The sequence below is a fragment of the Micromonospora sp. HB375 genome (genome assembly GCF_017872985.1).
Taxonomy (GTDB): domain Bacteria; phylum Actinomycetota; class Actinomycetes; order Mycobacteriales; family Micromonosporaceae; genus Micromonospora; species Micromonospora chalcea.
Map to the genome: position 1 here is coordinate 3,730,702 of NZ_JAGGJO010000001.1, position 15,116 is coordinate 3,745,817.

At 76.4% G+C, this 15,116-nt stretch carries 15 protein-coding genes; 11 read left to right on the top strand and 4 right to left on the bottom strand.

Annotation, left to right across the window (positions count from 1 at the left end):
- The first annotated feature begins 57 nt into the window (after positions 1–57).
- Genes J3R08_RS17140 through J3R08_RS17155 form a run of 4 tightly spaced genes read left to right on the top strand, consistent with a single transcriptional unit; the run spans position 58 to position 3,289 of the window.
- A complete protein-coding gene (locus J3R08_RS17140; protein ID WP_064445878.1) occupies positions 58–990 on the top strand; it encodes a hypothetical protein in 933 nt (310 codons plus the stop codon).
- Positions 987–1,439, top strand: a complete 453-nt coding sequence (locus J3R08_RS17145; protein ID WP_064445877.1) for an ABA4-like family protein — start codon at positions 987–989, stop codon at positions 1,437–1,439. Before J3R08_RS17140 ends, J3R08_RS17145 begins: the two co-directional genes overlap by 4 nt.
- 9 nt (positions 1,440–1,448) lie before the next feature.
- Positions 1,449–2,666 carry a sensor histidine kinase gene (locus tag J3R08_RS17150; RefSeq protein WP_209962000.1) on the top strand — a complete coding sequence of 406 codons (1,218 nt, stop codon included), beginning with the start codon at positions 1,449–1,451 and terminating at the stop codon, positions 2,664–2,666.
- Positions 2,663–3,289: a response regulator transcription factor gene (locus J3R08_RS17155; RefSeq protein ID WP_043323860.1), complete on the top strand. Its 627-nt coding sequence runs from the start codon at positions 2,663–2,665 to the stop codon at positions 3,287–3,289. The genes J3R08_RS17150 and J3R08_RS17155 overlap by 4 nt, the downstream gene beginning before the upstream one ends.
- 5 nt (positions 3,290–3,294) lie before the next feature.
- Here the strand turns inward: J3R08_RS17155 and J3R08_RS17160 are convergent, their stop codons facing one another.
- The 3 genes from J3R08_RS17160 to J3R08_RS17170 form a co-directional block, all read right to left on the bottom strand.
- The gene (locus J3R08_RS17160) at positions 3,295–4,008 is read right to left on the bottom strand and encodes an RraA family protein (protein ID WP_209962001.1); all 714 of its coding nucleotides are present in this window, start codon (positions 4,006–4,008) and stop codon (positions 3,295–3,297) included.
- A 69-nt stretch (positions 4,009–4,077) separates the two neighbouring features.
- The gene (locus J3R08_RS17165; protein ID WP_209962002.1) at positions 4,078–5,376 is read right to left on the bottom strand and encodes an aromatic acid exporter family protein; all 1,299 of its coding nucleotides are present in this window, start codon (positions 5,374–5,376) and stop codon (positions 4,078–4,080) included.
- A gap of 60 nt (positions 5,377–5,436) precedes the next feature.
- Positions 5,437–6,189 carry a dienelactone hydrolase family protein gene (locus J3R08_RS17170; protein ID WP_209962004.1) on the bottom strand — a complete coding sequence of 251 codons (753 nt, stop codon included), beginning with the start codon at positions 6,187–6,189 and terminating at the stop codon, positions 5,437–5,439.
- 135 nt (positions 6,190–6,324) lie between these two features.
- Between J3R08_RS17170 and J3R08_RS17175 the strand changes: the two genes are divergently transcribed.
- Together J3R08_RS17175 and J3R08_RS17180 are read left to right on the top strand one after the other, a co-directional pair.
- Entirely contained in the window at positions 6,325–6,723 is a 399-nt protein-coding gene (locus J3R08_RS17175; RefSeq protein ID WP_209962006.1) for a DUF2267 domain-containing protein, read from the top strand.
- Entirely contained in the window at positions 6,720–6,980 is a 261-nt protein-coding gene (locus J3R08_RS17180; protein ID WP_064445871.1) for a hypothetical protein, read from the top strand. The genes J3R08_RS17175 and J3R08_RS17180 overlap by 4 nt, the downstream gene beginning before the upstream one ends.
- Before the next feature lie 5 nt (positions 6,981–6,985).
- Here J3R08_RS17180 and J3R08_RS17185 read toward each other — a convergent pair whose 3' ends face one another.
- The gene (locus J3R08_RS17185; RefSeq protein WP_064445870.1) at positions 6,986–7,915 is read right to left on the bottom strand and encodes a diacylglycerol kinase family protein; all 930 of its coding nucleotides are present in this window, start codon (positions 7,913–7,915) and stop codon (positions 6,986–6,988) included.
- 114 nt (positions 7,916–8,029) lie between these two features.
- Here J3R08_RS17185 and J3R08_RS17190 point away from each other — a divergent pair, with 114 nt between their 5' ends.
- The 5 genes from J3R08_RS17190 to J3R08_RS17210 are packed head-to-tail and all read left to right on the top strand — an operon-like array spanning position 8,030 to position 15,110.
- Positions 8,030–9,730 carry a sugar ABC transporter permease gene (locus J3R08_RS17190; RefSeq protein WP_245254756.1) on the top strand — a complete coding sequence of 567 codons (1,701 nt, stop codon included), beginning with the start codon at positions 8,030–8,032 and terminating at the stop codon, positions 9,728–9,730.
- A 47-nt stretch (positions 9,731–9,777) separates the two neighbouring features.
- On the top strand, positions 9,778–10,329 hold the full coding sequence (locus tag J3R08_RS17195) for a hypothetical protein (protein WP_104114162.1): 552 nt from the start codon (positions 9,778–9,780) through the stop codon (positions 10,327–10,329).
- 12 nt (positions 10,330–10,341) lie between these two features.
- Positions 10,342–10,887: a hypothetical protein gene (locus J3R08_RS17200; protein WP_209962008.1), complete on the top strand. Its 546-nt coding sequence runs from the start codon at positions 10,342–10,344 to the stop codon at positions 10,885–10,887.
- Between the two features lie 8 nt (positions 10,888–10,895).
- Positions 10,896–12,317 (top strand): hypothetical protein, encoded by a 1,422-nt coding sequence (locus J3R08_RS17205; RefSeq protein WP_209962010.1) that lies wholly within the window; start codon positions 10,896–10,898, stop codon positions 12,315–12,317.
- A 48-nt stretch (positions 12,318–12,365) separates the two neighbouring features.
- The gene (locus tag J3R08_RS17210) at positions 12,366–15,110 is read left to right on the top strand and encodes an AAA family ATPase (protein WP_166457634.1); all 2,745 of its coding nucleotides are present in this window, start codon (positions 12,366–12,368) and stop codon (positions 15,108–15,110) included.
- Positions 15,111–15,116: the final 6 nt, after the last annotated feature.

Sequence of the window (15,116 nt, forward strand, 5' to 3'; positions counted from 1 at the left end):
CGGACGCGGCCTGCGGACGGGCGCGCGGGTCCCGGTCCGCCACCAGCATCTACAGGCATGACTACCGTGCGGAACCGGGCGGCCGGATGGCACCGCCCCCTGATGCTCCTCGTGTCCGCGATGGCGGTGCTCACCGTCGTCGCCGCGGTCGGCGTCGTCGCCGACCCGCGCGTGCTGACCGGCGCGCCCATCTGGGCCAAGCCGCTGAAGTTCGCGATCTCGTTCGTGCTCTACGGCGTCACGCTGGCCTGGATGCTGTCCCTGCTGCCGCGCCGCAGCCGGGCCGCCGAGCGGGCGGCCACACTCATCGTGGCCATGGCGGTGCTGGAGATGACGATCATCGTGGGCCAGGTGCTGCGCGGCACCGCGAGCCACTTCAACGGCGCCACGACACTGGACGCGATGCTGTACAGCGTCATGGGCGCGGCGATCACCGTGCTGTTCGCCGCCCAGCTCGTGCTGGCGGTCGTGCTGTCCCGCCGGTCGCTCGCGGACCGCGCCGGCGGATACGCGGTACGGCTCGGCCTCGCCGTGTCCCTGCTCGGCATGGTCGTCGCGTTCCCGATGGTCATGCGGCAGCCCGCCGGAGCGCCGGCCGGGATCAGCGGCGCGCACAGCGTCGGGGTGCCCGACGGCGGTCCCGGGCTGCCGCTGCTCGGCTGGAGCACCACCGGCGGCGACCTGCGCGTCGGGCACTTCGTCGGGATGCACGCGCTGCAGGCGCTGCCGCTGCTGGCGATCCTGCTCGACCGGTTCCTCGGCCGGCGGCTGGACGGGCTGACCCGGGCCCGGCTGGTGCTCGTCGGCGGGGCCGCGTACGCGGGACTCACGCTGCTGGTGACCGCCCAGGCCCTGCGCGGGCAGCCGCTGCTCGCCCCGGACGCGCTCACGCTCGCCGCGGCGGGAGTGCTGGTGGCGGCCACGGCAACCGCCTCCGCGCTGGTGCTGGCGCGCCGGGCCCGCCGCGCCGGGGTGGTGCTCGTCGGATGACCGGGATCCTGTTCGACCTGACGTTCCTGCTCGCCGCCCCGTTCTGGGCGCTGATGATCCTCGCGCCGCGCTGGTCCTGGACCGCCCGGATCGTCGGCTCACCGCTGATCGTCGCACCGGTGCTGCTGGTCTACGCCGTCCTCGTGCTCCCGTCGCTCGGAACGGTGCTGCCGGTGGTGACAGCGCCCACCCTCGACGGGCTGCGGGACCTGCTCGGCACCGCAGACGGCGCGGCGGCGGCCTGGGCCCACATGATCGCCTTCGACCTGTTCGTCGGCCGGTGGATCTGGCAGGACGCGCGGGAGCGCGGGCTGCCGGCCCTGCTCACCGCTCCGGTGCTGCTGCTCACCGTCCTGCTCGGCCCGCTCGGGCTGGCCGTCCATCTCGGACTGCGCGCCGTCCGGCGGCGGCGAGCCAACGCGGTGGCCCCGGCCGCGCCGGTTGCCTAGGCTGACGCGGTGGGCTGGGTCGGTCGGCTGTTCGACGCACGCGACACGCTCGCGCGGATCCTGCTGCTGGATCTCAGCGGCATTGGCTACCTGGTCGTCGGCGTGCACGGCCGCCCCGGGCCCACCGGAACGCAGTGGGCGCTGGCGGTCCCGGCGTTTCTCCTGGCGCTGTTGTGCCACCGCCGGCCGCTGCTGAACCTGCTCCTCCAGTCGGCGCTGCTCGCGGCGGCGTTCCCGCTGGTCGACGACGTGATGATCAACCAGGTCGGCGCGAGCTGGGCGCTGCTGGAGCTGACCATGCGGGCCACCCGGCCGCGCACGATCTGGCTCGGCGCCGGGCTGCTCGCCGCCGTCGACCTGACCAATTTGATCGGCGAACCGGTCCGCACAGCGCTGACCGGGCTGTTCGGGCTCGCCGTCACCGTCTGCCTGCCCCTGCTGCTCGGGCTGGTCGTGCGGACCACGAGGGAGCTGAGCCGGCAGGCCGAGGAGCGGGCCGAGGCGGACCGGCGCCGGCGCGAGTCGGAGAGCCGGGCGGCCCGCGCCGACGAGCGCGGCGCCATCGCCCGGGAACTGCACGACGTGCTCGCGCACCACGTCGCGTCGATGGTGCTGCGGGTCGGGGTGGCCCGGCACGTGCTGCCCGACCTGGACCCCCGGGTCGGCGAGGTGTTCGACGACGTGCACGCCACCGGCACGGCGGCGCTGACCGACCTGCGGCGGCTGGTCGCGGTGCTGCGTGACCCGGACGGCGTACGCGGCGACGCCGCCCTGACCGCGATCGAGCCGTCGGCGCTTCCGGCGGCGCTCGGCGCGGCGGTGGACCGGGCCCGGCAGGCGGGCGTGGTGGTGGAGGCCGACGTCGACCCGGCTGTCGGCGCGCTCGACGCGGTACGCGGCCAGGCGGTGCTGCGACTGACCCAGGAGGCGTTGACGAACGTGGCGAAACACGCGGGCGCGGCGGCGCGGGCCCGGCTGACCGTGTCGGTCGAGGACGGCGCGGTGCACTGGGCGGTGTCCGACGACGGGCGGGGCGCGGCGCCGGCCGGGGTGCCCTCCGGCGGCGGCCACGGCATCGTCGGCATGCGGGAACGGGTGGAGGTGCTCGGCGGTCGGCTGGAGGCCGGGCCCACCGGGTCCGGCTGGCGGGTACGGACCGTGCTGCCGGCGGCCGGGCCCGCCCCCGACACGCCCCGCCCCCGCGCGGGCGCGCCGGAGCCGGCGTGATCCGGGTGCTGCTGGTCGACGACCAGCACCTCATCCGGGCCGGTCTGCGGATGCTCTGCGACGCCCAGCCCGACCTCGACGTGGTCGGCGAGGCCGACAACGGCCGGGACGCGATCGCCCTCGCCGCCCGGCTGCGGCCCGACGTGGTGGTGATGGACCTGCGGATGCCCGGCGTCGACGGCATCACCGCGACCAGCCGGATCCTCGCCGACCGGCCCGCCACCCGGATCATGGTGCTCACCACGTTCGGCGACGACGACCACCTCTACCCGGCGCTGACCGCCGGCGCCTGCGGCTTCCTGCTCAAGGACGCGCCCCCGGCCGACCTGCTGGACGGCATCCGCCGCGCCGCCGCCGGGGACAGCCCGTTCAGCCCGGAGATCCTGCGCCGGCTGGTCGAACGCGCGGTGCACGCCCGCGCCGGCGCGCCCCGGCGCGCGGCCGAGCTGACCGCCCGCGAGCGGGACGTGCTGGACCTGGTGGCCGACGGACTGTCGAACACCGAGATCGCCGACCGGCTGCACATCGGCGTGACCACGGTGAAGACGCACATCACCAGCCTGATGACGAAGACCGGCAGCCCCAACCGGGTACGCCTGGCGCTGTGGGCGCGCGGCGGCTGAGCGGCTCACTCCTCGATCGCGCCGCCCACGGCGCGCAGGTGCGCCCGGAACGTCAGCGCCGGGTCGGCCGCGCGGGCCGTCAGGTAGGCGGCGAAGCCGACCTGCGACCGCAGCGACTCGCCGGCCCGGATCCGGTCGGCCTGCCGCCGCTCGGTGTCCCGGATGGACTCGGCCAGGTCGAACAGGTCCCCGGCCCGGTCGGCGGGCACGAACAGCACGCCGTCGTCGTCGGCCAGGGCCAGGTCCCGCGGGCCGACGGTGAACGACCCGACCCGGGCGTGCTCCAGTGCCCCGTCCGGGCGCGGGTCCAGCTCCAGCGGCCCGCTCGGAGTGGCGCCGAGGCTGAACACCGGCAGCCCGACCGCCACCAGGTCGACGGTGTCGCGGTGCGCGCCCCACACCACCAGGCCGGCCAGCCCGGCGGCCCGCGCCTCCAGCACCACCAGGTCGCCGACGCAGGCCCGGTCGGTGCGCCCGCCGTCGTCGACGACGAGCACGTCCCCCTCGGCGGCCCGCTCGATCGCCTCGAGGAAGACGTCCACGCTGCCGACGTGCCGGGCCGGGCGGACCGGCCCGGCGAGCCGCCGCCCGGGCAGCACCGGGCGTACGGCGGCCGGAGCGCACCGGACCTCGACGCCGGCGCGCAGGCAGGCGTCGGCGACGTGAGCGGTGGTCAGCGCGGCGAACCGCGCGACCAGGGCGGCGTGACGGGTGTCCATGGGCCGACGCTAACGAGCCGGACCGGCCGGGGCAGGTGCCAGTTGCCGCCCGGTGGCCTTCGGCGGCGCTCAGCCGACGCGGGTCGGCGGGCGGAACATGTCCGGGCGCCGACCGGGCACGCCCCGCCCGGCCACCCGGCGCCGGACCGGCCGGCTCATCTGGGCCCGGATCGGCGGACGCGCTTCGGCCTCGCCCGCGCCGGCGGCCCGGCGCACGCTGCCGTTGGCGTCCTCGGCCCGGCAGCCGGTGGCCCGCAGCAGCTCGCTCTGCGCGGTCCGCAGGTCGCTGATCATCGCTTCGCCGTAGGTGCGCACCCCCTGCGACCACGCGCGTCCGGCCAGCTCCGCGCCCTCCCGCACCAACTCCCGGGTGCGTTCCAGGTCCTCGTCGTCGCCGCCGCGGCAGGCCCGGTTCAGCTCCCGCGTGGCCGCGCCGAGGCGGACCACCGCGTCCGGCAGCGCGGGCGGGATCGGCTCGTCGTACTGCAACGCGGTGGCGGAGCGCCGGGCGATCGACCGGGCGTAGAGCACCAGCCGTTCCAGGTGCTGCGTCGCCTCGGCGTACCTGTGGAACTGGGCCCGGCGGCGCCAGCGGACGGGCGCGATGGTCACCACCTCCTCGGCCCCGCTGAGCGCGTCGTTGAGCCGCCCGATGTCCGGCTCGAGTCCGCGCAGGTCCTCCAACGCGCGCTGAGCCTCGTCGGCGTCGCGCCGGGTCAGCGCGTGCGCGACGGCGTCGAGTTGCGCGGTGAGCCCGGCGGTCACCGGCTCCACCGCCTTGCCCAGCACCCGGATCGGGTTGACCGGCAGCAGCAGCGCCACCACGAACAGGCCGACCAGCCCGCCCACCAGCGCGTCGAAGAGCCGGGGCAGTTCCAGGCCGGGCTGCACCGGCGCGAGCGTGGCGATCAGCACCGCCGTACCGCCCGCCTGGCCGACCAGCGCGCCGCCGCGCCCGGCCACCAGCAGCGCGGTGGCGATGGCGAGCGTGACCACCAGGCCGGTCTGCCAGGAGCCGCTGCCGAGCAGGGCGCGCAGCAGGTCACCGACCACGATGCCGAGGCCCACGCCGATGAGCAGTTCGAACGTGCGCCGGGCCCGCTGGCCGATCGCGGTGGCGATGGTGCCGACCGCGGCGGCCGGGGCGAAGACGTGCCCGCCGGAGCCGAGCAGCCACTGGGCGAGCAGCGCGGCGAGCGCCGCGGCCAGCCCGGCCTGCGCGGAGATCACCACGGTGATCTCCAGTTGGCGCATCCGGTTCCGGCTGGCCATGCCGCCCTCGGCACGGGCCCGGGCGAGGGCGCTGCCGCCCCGCTCGACCACCCGGTCCAGGGGCGAGCGGACGGTGTCGCGAGGGCGGTCGGCCATGTCGCCGGTTACCCGCCCCCGTGCCGGTGAATCGTCCGCCCGGCCCGGCCGGCGCCCGGATCAGCGCCCGAAGGTGCGGTCGAGCAGGTCGAACAACGCGGCCCAGTGCCGCTTCGTGGCCTGCTCGTCGTACATCGGCGTGTCCGACTGGGTGTAGCCGTGACGGGCGCCGGGATAGACCTCGGAGCGGTAGGTGACACCGGCCGCGTCCAGCGCCTTCTCCAGCACGGCGATCTGCTCGGCGGTCATCGACGGGTCGGCGTCGGCGTGCCCGAAGTAGAGCTCGCCGCTCACCGCGCCGAGGCCCAGGTGCGGGCTGTCCGGCGCGTCGGTGACGACCCGCCCGGCGTGGAACGCGGCCGCCGCGGCGATCCGGTCCGGCAGCGCCTCGATCGCGCGCAGCGCGTTCATGCCGCCCATGCAGTACCCGGTGATCGCCGCCGGACCCGGCGCGACGTCCGGCTGGGCGGCGAGGAAGTCCAGGTAGGCGGCGGTGTCCCGGACCACCGTCTCCGGCGTCAGCGCGGCCATCATCGGCCCGATGCTCTCGAACAGGGCGCCGCGGCGGCTGTCGTCGGCGAGCGCGCCGAGGTCGATCAGCGGGGCGCGTCCGGCGCGGTAAAACAGGTTGGGCGCCAGCACGACGTATCCGCGCTCGGCGATCGTCGCGGCCATCTCCGCCACCCGGGGCCGCAGCCCGAAGGCGTCCATGAACAGCAGGACGGGCGGGAAGGGGCCACCGGAGTCCGGCCGCGCCAGGTAGGCGTCCGCCGTTCCGTCGGGGGTGGGCACGTCCACGGTCGTCGGCTGCACTGTCGGGGCCTCCTTGCTGCGGGTTCCGGGCTGCACGCTACCCCCGGCCCGGCGGCGCCGGCGCCTCGGGCTCGCGACCCGTTTGCCGACGTCCAGCGTGGGAATCCGGCAATCCCAGCGGAGGAAGGCGGCGAGATGGACCAGGATCAGTTCATCGGCGCGGTGGCCCGGCGGTGCGGCGCGTCCGCGGAGCAGGCCACGGCGATCACCCGGGCGACGTTGACGACGCTGGCCGAGCGGATCGACGGCGGGGAGGCCCGCGACCTTGCCGACCAGCTGCCCGAGGCGCTGCGGGCCTACGCGTTCAGCCCGGCCGAGGCGGCCGAGCCGTTCGGGCTCGACGTGTTCGTGGAGCGGGTCAGCGGACGCGCCGACGTGGACGTGGACGCCGCCCGCGACGGCATCACGGCGGTGTTCGACGTGCTGCGCGACGCCGTCGACCCGGCCGCGTACGCCCAGGTCGTCACGCAGCTTCCCGCCGAGTACGGCGACGTGGCCGACCAGAGCGCCCCGTACGTGCGGCGCACGGCGTGAGCGAGGACGCGCTGCGCCGCCCGCCCGAGGCCGACGCGCAGGAGCAACGGCAGGACGAGACGCTCGTCGGGCCACCCGACACGGTCGACAGGGCGGTGCCCGAGGCGAGCGAGGCGGACCTGGCCGAGCAGGGCGTGCTGCGCCCGCCGAGCGACCGGGCGGGCCTGGGCGAGTCGGTGCGCGACGATCTGACCGCCGCCGACGCGGTGGAGCAGAACACGGAGATCCCGCTGCCCGACGAGGAGCACTGGGCCTGACCGGCTCAGTGGTCCGGGCTGTCCGCCCGGGCCATCAGCCGCAGCGCGTTCGGGTCCAGACCGATCCGGACCGGGGTCTGCCCGTACGGCTCGCCGTCGACCTCGATGCGGGCCGGCCGGTCGGTGTCCAGCCACAGCTGGCGTACCGCCAGGAACGGCTCGTCGCCGAGCGTGCGGCGGTGGCCGGCCGCCGCGTTGCGCGCCGTCTCGCGCAGCAGCCCGCGCCGGGTCGGCCCACCCACCGGGTACGCGACCAGCAGCCGGTCGTCGGCGGTGGCGTCGGCGGTGATCGGGCGGCCGGCGTGGAAACCGCCGTTTGCCACGTACACCTGATGGGTGGTGAACGTGTGCTCGCGTCCCTCGGCGCGGACCGTCACGCGCAGCGGCCGGTGCCGGGCCAGCAGACCCAGCCCGGTCATCGGGTACGCGAGCCGCCCGGCGGCCCGCTTCAGCCCCGGCGGCGCGGCCTGCATGATGTCGGCGGACAGCCCGATCCCGACGTGGTTGGTGAACCGGGTGTCGCCGATCAGGCCCAGGTCGACGTCGATCACCTTGCCGTCGGTGAGCACCGCGATCGCGGCGTCCAGGTCGAGCGGCACGCCGACGGTGCGGGCGAAGTTGTTGGTGGTGCCCAGCGGCAGCAGACCCAGCGCGACGTCCCGGTGGGCGAGCAGCCGGGCGGCCGCGCCGACGGTGCCGTCGCCGCCGCCGGTGACCAGCAGGTCCGGGCCCAGGTCGGCGGCCTCGGCGAGCACCCGGTCCAGTTCGCCGGGCCGGTCCACCGGGTACGCGCCGAGCAGCGTGAACCCGGCCGCGCGCAGGCGTGCGTGGACGGTGTCGTAGAGCCGCCGGCCACGGCGGGAGTGGGCGTTGACCACCAGCGCCGCCCGCCGTCGTCCCCGGATCGCCGTGGTCAGCTCCTGCTTGCTCCGCACGGTTGCGACAGTAGCCGCCCCGCCCGGCAGCGGTCCGGTCGCGCTGCCGACGTGGACGGCATCGGTTACCGTCGCGACGGCCGTGATCGTCGATCTTCGAGGGTGGATGTCCCGATGAATCAGCCGGCAACACCGCAGGCGCCAGCACCCCAGCACACCCAGCCGAACCGCCCGGCGCGGACCCTGATCGGGCTGGCGCTGATCGTCCCGGCCGTGATCGCCTGGGTCTGGTCGTACGTCCTGCCCACCCTGTCCACAGTGGCCCGCAGCTTCCAGGGTGACGGGCCGCGCGGCTCGGGCGAGTCGGCCGGTACGGCGAACTACGAGGCCGCCCTCATCTCCGGCTTCGCCGGGCAGGTCGGGTTCGCGGTGCTGCTCGCCCTGATCCCGCTGGCGGTGGCGCTGCTCGCCGCGCCGCTGCTCGCAGTCCTCGCCGACCGGGCCGGCCGGGTCGCCCGCCTGGTCACCCGGGGCGTGCTGGCGCTGCCGCTCGCCGCGTACGCGCCGGTCGCGGTGTACCTCGGCCGGCGCGCCGAGGGCATCGAGGACGGCACCCTCACCCAGGATCTGCAGTCCCCCCGGACGTTCCTCGTCTCGGCGCTGGCACAGGTGACGTTCGGGCTGGTCGTCGCGGTGGCCGCGACGCTGTACCTGAGCGCCCTGCGCCGGCGGGACCCCGACCAGCGGCCCGCGCCCGCCATGCTGACCGTCGGCGGGCTGCTCGGCCTGGGCGTCCTCGCCGCCGCCCTGCAGACCTACACCGCCCCGGTGATCCTGACCGGCGGCGGGCCGCGCGGCGAATCCACTGCGACGCCGGTGTTCACCGCCGTGCAGACCACCTTCCGGACGATGCGCTTCGGTGTCGGGTCCGCCACGTCGACGCTGCTGCTGGTGCTGCTCGGGCTGCTCGGGCTGGCCGCGGCGGCGCTCATCCTGGCCACCCGGCTGCGCATCGAGTTCGACGGCTGGCGGGACGGCCCGGCCGTCCGGGAGGCGGAGTCCTTCACCGGCCGCCGGCCGCTGCTCGTCGGGCTGACCGCTGTCGCGCTCGTCGTCGTCCTCGGCGTGACCGTCTGGGCGTCGCTGCCGTGGCTGCGGAACTTCTCCGCCGACACCGGGCCCCTGCCCAAGGGGGTCGAGACGGCGAACCTGTTCGCCAACACCTGGGTGCCGCCGCTGCTGTCCACACTCGTCGCGGTGACGGTCGCGGCGCTGGCCGGGTTCGGGATCGGCGCGCTGCGCCCGCTGGGGCGCTGGAGCGAGCTGCTGCTGGTGCCGTTCGCGCCGTGGTTGTTCGTCGGCGCCGGCCCGCTGGCCATCGCCAATTTCGAACGCACGACGGAGCGCGAACAGCTGGGCCTGTTCCTCGGCCTGGTGCCGCCGACCTGGCTGTCGGTGCCCGCGCTGTTCGCGTTCACGCTGCTGTTCCGGGGCCAGCACGAGCGGTGGCGTTCCGGCGGCGGCGCCGGCCGTACGCTGCTGCTGCCGGCGCTGCCGATGCTGGCCGTGACCGCGTTGCCGACCTGGCTGGCACACGCCCAGTCGCCGTTGTGGTCGATGCTCGTAGGCCGGGGCCCGGACAGCCTCACCGCTCCCGCGCTGGTGCAGATGATCGCCGGCCGCGCCTTCGGCGCCGGGGGCGAGCTTCCGCTGGGCCTGGTCCTGCCGCTGCCCATGCTGATCCTGTTCGTGGTGTTGTTCGTCGCGCTCATGGTCGGCTACCTGGATCGGCTCGCCGTCCGGGTGGGGCGGCGCGGCGGCCCGGACGCGCCGCCTACCGGGGCGCGCGAGCCTGCCGCCAAGGTCACCGCATAGGGAAACCCCCGATTACCGGCGGTGACGTCGCGCCTAGCGTCGCAGGCATGGCAACTGACGCGCTCACACCGGCCCGGACCGCCCGTCTCCACCGCGCCCGCCTGGCGCTGCCCCTGGTGCTGCTTGCCCTGCTCGCGCCGGCCGGGTGCGACTCCGGCGGCGACGTGCTCGACGGAGGCGCGGCCGACACCGTGGCGGGCGAGGACGGCGGCGACACCGACGCGGGCGCGGTGGACGACGTGCGGCCGCCGTGCCCGTTCACCGCCGCCCAGGTCTCCGAACTGGTCGACCGGAAGCTGCGCGACGAGGGCAACTGCTCGTTCGGCGACGGCATCGCCCAGCTGGCGGTCACCACGGCCTCGGCCACCGCCGGCAAGGCCACCTACGACTACCAGCACGAGCAGGCCGGCCAGCAGTACGAGAAGGTCGTCGACCTGGACCGGGGCGAGCGGGGTTACCTCGCGGTCAAGGACGTGCGCGGCGAGGCGGTGCTGATCGACGGCAAGGGCACGTACACGGTGACGATCAGCAGCTTCGGCGGCGGCACCGCCGGCAACGAGCAGATCCTGCGCCGCACGCTCGACGCGATCCCGGCCTGAGCGGGGGCCGGCATGCGAACCCGTCGACTGATCGCGCTCGCGTTGACCGCGATCCTGCTCACCGCGTCCGCCGGTTGCGGCGGCGACGAACCGCCGGCCGCCGGTGCCGCCGCGCCCGGCGCGGGCTCGCCGGTCGCGGACCCGACCGGGGAGGCGCCGGCCGAGCCGAGCGCCGAACCGGTGGACGACGCCGCCGGGCCGGACGCCTGCGCGCTGGTGTCCAAGGCCGACGCCGAACGTCTCGCCGGCACGCCCCTCGACGAGCCGGTCGCCGCCGGGCAGTCGTGCACCTACACGGGGCCGACGAGCGGGCCGACCGCCCAGGTCGAGGTGTTCGTGGGCGACGGCGCCAAGAAGTACCTCGACATCGAGCGGCAACTCGAGCACGAGATCCGTGAGCTGGCCGGCACCGCCGACGAGGCCCTGCTCACCGCGGAGGCGTTCTTCCTGCGCAAGGGCGACCTGTGGGTCGCGGTGCGGCTGGTGCGGCTCAACGACCCGCAGGAGAACCGGGCGCCGCTGGAACGGCTCGCCCGTACCGTCGCCGGTCGGATGTGAGGCGGCCGGTGCGCGGCCGTCGGCTGCTCGCGGCCGGCGTGGCGGCGCTGCTGGCGGTGACCGGCTGCGGCGGCCCCACGCCCGGCCCGGCCGACGCGGCCGACGACGGGCAGCCCCGGTACGGGCAGGCGCCGGCGCCCGGGAAGGACGTCACGCTGCAACCGGACGTGGTGCTGGTCGGCGGCGGCAGCCGCACCGTGCGGTCGGTGAGCCCGGACGGGCTGACCTGGCGGCTCGACCCCGGCGCGCGCGACGCCGACCGGCTCGCGCCCGGCCGGGTCATGTTCCTCACCGGGCGCGGCGTGGGCCGGGTGCTCGACCTGGCCGAGGAAGGCGGCGACCTGGTCGTCACGATCGGCCCGGTCACACTCACCGAGGTGATCCGCGACGGCACGTTCGGCGGGGACGACGTCACCCTCGACCAGCCGACCGTCTACGTGGCCGGTGAGCCGTCGTGGACCCGGGACGCCGCGGCGGCCGGCGGCACGCTCGGCCGATCCCGGCCGCTCGCCGTCGCGCCCGCGCAGCCGCCGCCCGCGCCGGGCGGGCAGGCCGCCGCGAGCGCCCACGGCTACCGGGTACGGACGTTCTGCTGCGCCGGTGGCGTCGGCACGCACTTCACGTACGACGACGGCGGCGTCCGGCTCGCCGGCACCGTCACGCTCACAGTCGGCCGCCCGGCCGCGTCGTTCCACCTGGCCATCGGCGCGGGCAAGGTGACCCGGGCCGAACTGGAGATCGGCGGCGGCTTCGGCATCAAGGTGGACTTCACCGCCGGCGTCGACGGCGGGCAGAACCACCGCAAGACGTTCCCGGTCCCGGTCGACATCGCGTTCCCGATCGGACTGGTCGCCGGCCTGCCGCTGTCGTTCACGGTGAGCCAGACGCTGGAGGTGGCCACCGCGTTCGGCGCGAAACTGGGCACGTTCCGCGGCTCCGGCGAGTACGCCCTCGCCGGCAAGCTCGGGTTCGGCTACGCGAACGGCCAGGTGGGGTCGCGCGTGACGGAGGGCTTCGCGCGCCGGGTGAGCCTGCTCGACTCGCTCACCGGCGTGCCGGTCGGCGTGATGGGGCTGGTCGTGCGGCACGGCGTGCGGTTCACCATGGGGATCAGCGCGTTCCTGTTCACCGCCGGCATCTGGTTCGAGCTGGTCACCTCGTACGGGGCCACGATCGGGTCCGCGCTCGGCGCCCCGTACGCGGTGTGCCGGGGCGTCGGCCTCGGCGTACGGGCGAGGTTCGGCATCGGCTACCGCATCCTGGAACCCGTCGTCCAAGTGATCAACAAGTTCCTCAGCCTGCTCAGCCCGTCCCGGGCGCCCCGGATCCCGCCGATCGCGGCGACCAGCGGGCCGAGTTGGAGCGCCGACGTCTACCGCAACCAGGAGGTGATCCCGCCCGTCTCGATATGCGGACAGGTTCCGGGCTAGGCCGCGCCGACGCTGGGTTCGGGGGCGCGGCTGTGCCACCATCCCGCCATGGACGCCGCACTGGTCGGCCGCGACGCGGTCGTCGAGCGGGTGTGGCGCGCCCTGGCGGCGGGCACTCCGGTGCTCCTCGACGGTCCCAGCGGCATCGGCAAGACGACGCTGTGGCGAGCAGTGCTCGGCCACGCCCGGCGCACCGGCTGGCGGGTGCTGTCCGCCGCGCCCACCGAGGCCGAGAGCGCGTTGCCGTACGCGGCGCTGGCGGACGTGCTGCGCCCGCTGGCCGACGCGCTACCGGGGCTGCCGGCGCCGCAACGCGCGGCGGCCGACATGGTGCTCCTGACCGGCGAGCACGACGGCGCGGCGGTCGACGAACGGGCCGTGGGCGCCGCCACCCGCACCCTGCTCGACGCGGCGGTCACGGACGCGCCCCGGCTCCTGCTCGCCGTCGACGACCCGCAGTGGCTGGACCTGCCGAGCGCCCGGGCGCTGCGGTTCGCGCTGCGCCGGCTGTCCCGGTGGCCCGCCGTCCTGGCCACCCACCGCACCGGCGAGACCCCGGCGACGCCGGTGCCGCTCGGGCTGGACGACGACCCGACCGGCCGGCACCCGCTGCTGCGCGCCGACGTACCGCCGCTGCCCGCGCCCGACCTGCACCGCATCCTTCAGGCCCGCCTCGGCGGCACGCTCAGCCGCCCGCTGGTCGAGCGGCTGGCACGCGACGCCGACGGCAACCCGCTGCTCGCCGTCGAACTGGCCCGGGCGGTGCTGCGGCTGCCCCGCCCACCCGCGCACGACGAGGACCTGCCCGTACCGTCGTCGCTGCGCCGGCTGCTCGCCGAGACGCTGCGGGCGCTGCCCGGCCCGAGCCGGGAGGCGGTCCGGCTGGCCGCGCTGCTGACCGTGCCGGACATGCGGGACCTGACGGCGGCGGGCATGCCGCCCGGCGCGCTGGACGCGGCGGAGGACGCCGGGCTGGTCGTGGTCACGCCGAGCCGGATCAGCTTCGCCCACCCCCGGTACGCTGCGGCGGTCCGGGAGAGCATCCCGCCGGGAGCCCGGCGGCGCCTGCACGCGGTGCTCGCCCGCGCGGTCGCCGACCCCGACGAGCGGGCCCGGCAACTGGCCCGGTGCGCTGTCGCGCCGGACGCGGACGTCGCCGCCGACCTGGCCGCCGCGGCGGCCCGGCAGCGCATACGCGGCGCGCCCGCGCTCGCCGCCGACTGGTACGCCCGGGCGGCCGAGCTGACCCCGCAGGCCGCCACCGCCGACCGCAACCGGCGTCGCCTCGACGCGGTGCAGTGCCGCATCGACAGCGGGGACTACGCGGCGGCCGGCCGGGCCGCCGAGGCCGCGGCCGAGGAGCTGACCGGCGCCGAGCGGGGTGAGGCGCTGCTGTTGCGCGCCCTCGTCGCCTGGTGCGCCGACGACCTGGTCACCGCCGTGCGCGTGGCCGAGCAGGCGCTCGCCGCGGCCGGGCCGGACGGGGACCTGGCCGGGCGGATCCACACGCACCTGACGATGTTCCACGACCAGCCGGAGGCCGCGCGGGCGCACGCGCGGGCGGCGATCGCCCGGCTCTCCGACCGCGACGACCACCGCCCGCTGTTCACCGCCGCGCTGCTGCTGTTCTTCTTCCACGAGGTACGCGCCGGTGGCGAGGCGCCGACCGGCCTGCTCGACCGGGCGCTGGCGCTGGAGGCCGGCGAACCGTCCTACCTGGCCGGCTCGGTGCCGGCGATCTGGTGGAAGGCCGTCGACGACCACGACCGGGCCCGGGCCCGGCTGCACCTGATGCTGGACCGGGCGGTGGCGCGCGGGGACGACCCGCTGCGGCACGAGGCGCTCACCCACCTCGGCGAGACGGAACTGCTCGCCGGGCGGTTCGCCGAGGCCGGTACGCACATCGCAGACGCCCGTGACCTGGGTGAGCAGCTCGGCACCGGCCTGGTGGGCGAGAGCTGGCTGGCCGGCATGCTCGACGCGCACCGGGGCCGGCTGGCGCGGGCGGGTGCCACCGCCGCCGGGCTACGTCGCGACGACGACCTCGGCGACGCGTGGAGCCGCCGGCTGCACCACCAGCTCACCGGGCTGGTGGCGCTCGCCTCGGGCGAGTGGGTCACGGCCGCGGCGGCGTACGGCTCGCTCGCGGCCGACCTGGACGGTTCGGGCATCGTCGAGCCGCTGGGGCAGCGGTTCGAGCCGGACTGGATCGAGGCGTGCGTGGGCGCCGGTGACCTGGACACCGCGCACGCGGCGCTGGACCGGCTGGCCCGGCGGCACGCGCGGCTGCCGCGGCCGTGGACGACGCTCGGGCTGGCCCGCAGCCGGGTGCTGCTGGCCGGCGCGACGGGCGCGGACCCGGGCGAGGCGCTGGACGCGCTGACGCAGGCCCGGGCCACGGTGCCGGAGGCGGTGCTGCCGTTGGACCGGGCCCGCTGCCTGCTCGCGGCCGGGCGGGCGTACCGGCGGGTGCGGCGGCGGCGGGAGGCGCGGGCGGCGCTCGACGCGGCGGTGGCCGAGTTCGACGCGCTCGGCGCGTCCGCGTTCGCCGACCGGGCACGGGCGGAGCTGGGCCGCATCGGCGCCCGCACCCCGGCCCCGACGGCGCTCACCGCGACGGAGGAGCGGGTGGCCCGGCTCGCCGCCCGGGGGCAGACGAATCGGCTCATCGCCGACGCGCTCTACATCAGCCCGAAGACGGTCGAGGCGAACCTGGCCCGGGTCTACCGCAAGCTGGGCATCGCCAGCCGCGCCGAGCTGGGCGCGGCGATGGGCCGGCGTCCGGGCGACTGAGTCGCT

What these genes read in the sequence shown, in the direction of transcription:
- J3R08_RS17140 (WP_064445878.1), top strand. Translation starts at nt 58, where the DNA reads ATGACTACCGTGCGGAACCGGGCGGCCGGATGGCACCGCCCCCTGATG.
- J3R08_RS17145 (WP_064445877.1), top strand. Translation starts at nt 987, where the DNA reads ATGACCGGGATCCTGTTCGACCTGACGTTCCTGCTCGCCGCCCCGTTC.
- J3R08_RS17195 (WP_104114162.1), top strand. Translation starts at nt 9,778, where the DNA reads ATGGCAACTGACGCGCTCACACCGGCCCGGACCGCCCGTCTCCACCGC.
- J3R08_RS17210 (WP_166457634.1), top strand. Translation starts at nt 12,366, where the DNA reads ATGGACGCCGCACTGGTCGGCCGCGACGCGGTCGTCGAGCGGGTGTGG.
- J3R08_RS17175 (WP_209962006.1), top strand. Translation starts at nt 6,325, where the DNA reads ATGGACCAGGATCAGTTCATCGGCGCGGTGGCCCGGCGGTGCGGCGCG.
- J3R08_RS17200 (WP_209962008.1), top strand. Translation starts at nt 10,342, where the DNA reads ATGCGAACCCGTCGACTGATCGCGCTCGCGTTGACCGCGATCCTGCTC.
- J3R08_RS17165 (WP_209962002.1), bottom strand. Translation starts at nt 5,376, where the DNA reads ATGGCCGACCGCCCTCGCGACACCGTCCGCTCGCCCCTGGACCGGGTG.
- J3R08_RS17160 (WP_209962001.1), bottom strand. Translation starts at nt 4,008, where the DNA reads ATGGACACCCGTCACGCCGCCCTGGTCGCGCGGTTCGCCGCGCTGACC.
- J3R08_RS17190 (WP_245254756.1), top strand. Translation starts at nt 8,030, where the DNA reads ATGAATCAGCCGGCAACACCGCAGGCGCCAGCACCCCAGCACACCCAG.